This is a genomic window from Candidatus Bathyarchaeota archaeon (assembly GCA_029882535.1).
GTDB lineage: Archaea > Thermoproteota > Bathyarchaeia > Bathyarchaeales > SOJC01 > JAOUKM01.
This window is the reverse complement of sequence record JAOUKM010000082.1, coordinates 1-1631: the sequence shown is the minus strand read 5'-3', so window position 1 is coordinate 1631 and position 1631 is coordinate 1. Positions and strand designations below refer to the sequence as shown.

2 protein-coding genes are annotated in these 1631 nt (G+C 41.4%); one reads left to right on the top strand and one right to left on the bottom strand.

The genetic code is table 11. The features are described 5' to 3' along the window. The first annotated feature begins 136 nt into the window (after positions 1-136). Positions 137-595, top strand: coding sequence for a flavodoxin domain-containing protein (locus OEX01_09740; protein MDH5449265.1), 459 nt, complete (start codon positions 137-139; stop codon positions 593-595). Between the two features lie 98 nt (positions 596-693). Here the strand turns inward: OEX01_09740 and OEX01_09735 are convergent. After that, positions 694-1631, bottom strand: a 938-nt coding sequence (locus OEX01_09735) for a magnesium transporter (protein MDH5449264.1), incomplete at its 5' end; no start/stop codon positions are given.

Sequence of the window (1631 nt, the reverse complement as noted above, 5' to 3'; positions counted from 1 at the left end):
TTTAGCCATATATCTCTTTCCATGCATCCATTCCAGTCCAATTTTGTCTATCAAAATTTCTTCCACAAGTCAAAAACCTAAAAGAAGGAGCATTAACTACCATAAAGTGAAGAACTTGATGGAGAGATGACTCTTGGTGAAAGTTTTTGTCGTTTATGACACAAAGTATGGCAACACAAAGCTTGTAGCAGAAACGATCGTGGAGGGAATGAGAGAAGTCGAAGAAATAGAAACCACCATCAGCGATGTCGAGGAAGTCGACCTTGAAAGGGTGGCTGATTATGATGCAATATTGATAGGGTCGCCAAATCACGGGGGAAGACCTGTCGGCGGTATCAAAAAGCTTATCGATAAACTTGGCAAACTTGACTTAAAAGCCAAGTGGATCGCTGTTTTCGACACCTATATGGGAAAAGACTTCGAAAAGGCAATGAAGAAAATGGAGAAGAGAATCGGTGAAAAGGTTCCTAGCCTGAAGATAATAGCTTCTGGCCTATCAATAAGAGTTGACGGAATGAAAGGCCCCATCACAGATGGCGAGCTCCCTAAATGCAAAGAATTCGGAAAGAAGATAGCAACTCAACTCAAAGCTTAACCACCTATCTTTGAAGAAACTTCTAGAAAACAACTCATCTACTTATCAGCACAATTCCTTAGCTTCGAAAGATAAGAATTCTCGAGAAAAACCCATTGCTACATTAAACCGAAAAACGCCAGTAGAAGCGAAGCTACGCTGAAGTATATCGTTACAGTAGCTACATCACTTATCATTGTTGCAAAGGGTCCAGATGCAATAGCCGGATCTAAGTTCACCTTCTTGAATAGGAAAGGGAAGCCTGTTGAAATAAAGACCGCAGAAATTATACTTAAGAACATGGAAAACCCGATAATAAGCCCCAGCACCGAGTTTTGCCAACCTAGAAGGGCAATTGTTGAAAGCAGCAATCCACATGCTAACGCAAGAGCAAGTGCTACGGCAAATTCCCTGACAAAATAGGCCTTCAAGGAGAGCTTTGGGTCTAACGCTATGGCCCGAACAGTTAGGGTTTCTGACTGCGTGCCAACAGCATCGCTTAGATATGCCAAAACTGGGGCAAACGCTGCCAGAGCCAGCAAGGTATTCAAAACATGTTCAAAACTGCTTATTATGGAGGCTGTGATTGTTCCTCCCAAAACTCCTATTATTAGCCAAGGCAGCCTCGTTTTTATCATTGTCCCGGCAGAAGATTTGATTGTAGTATACTCCTTTCCAACCTTGTGAAAAATGCCACCGAATTTGAAAATGTCTTCACGGACTTCTTCATTGAATATCTGGAGAATAGTATCATAGGGCACGATTCCAAGGAGACGTTTTTCTCTGTCAACAACTGGTATTGCTTTTATCTTGTTCGAGAGGGCGAGATAGACTATTCTTTCCTGATGTGTCAAAGGATGCGAAAAAACCAACTTCTTTTTCATGATTTCTTCAACATTAGCATCTTTGTTGGAAGCATGGACCTCTTTGATGGAAATTGCACCCTTCAACACTTCATCATTGTCAACAACATACACGTAATCTATGGTGTCAAACGCATCTGCTTTGTCCAAAAGCATATTCTCAACATCTTTGATTTTTTCGCCAATTTTCACCC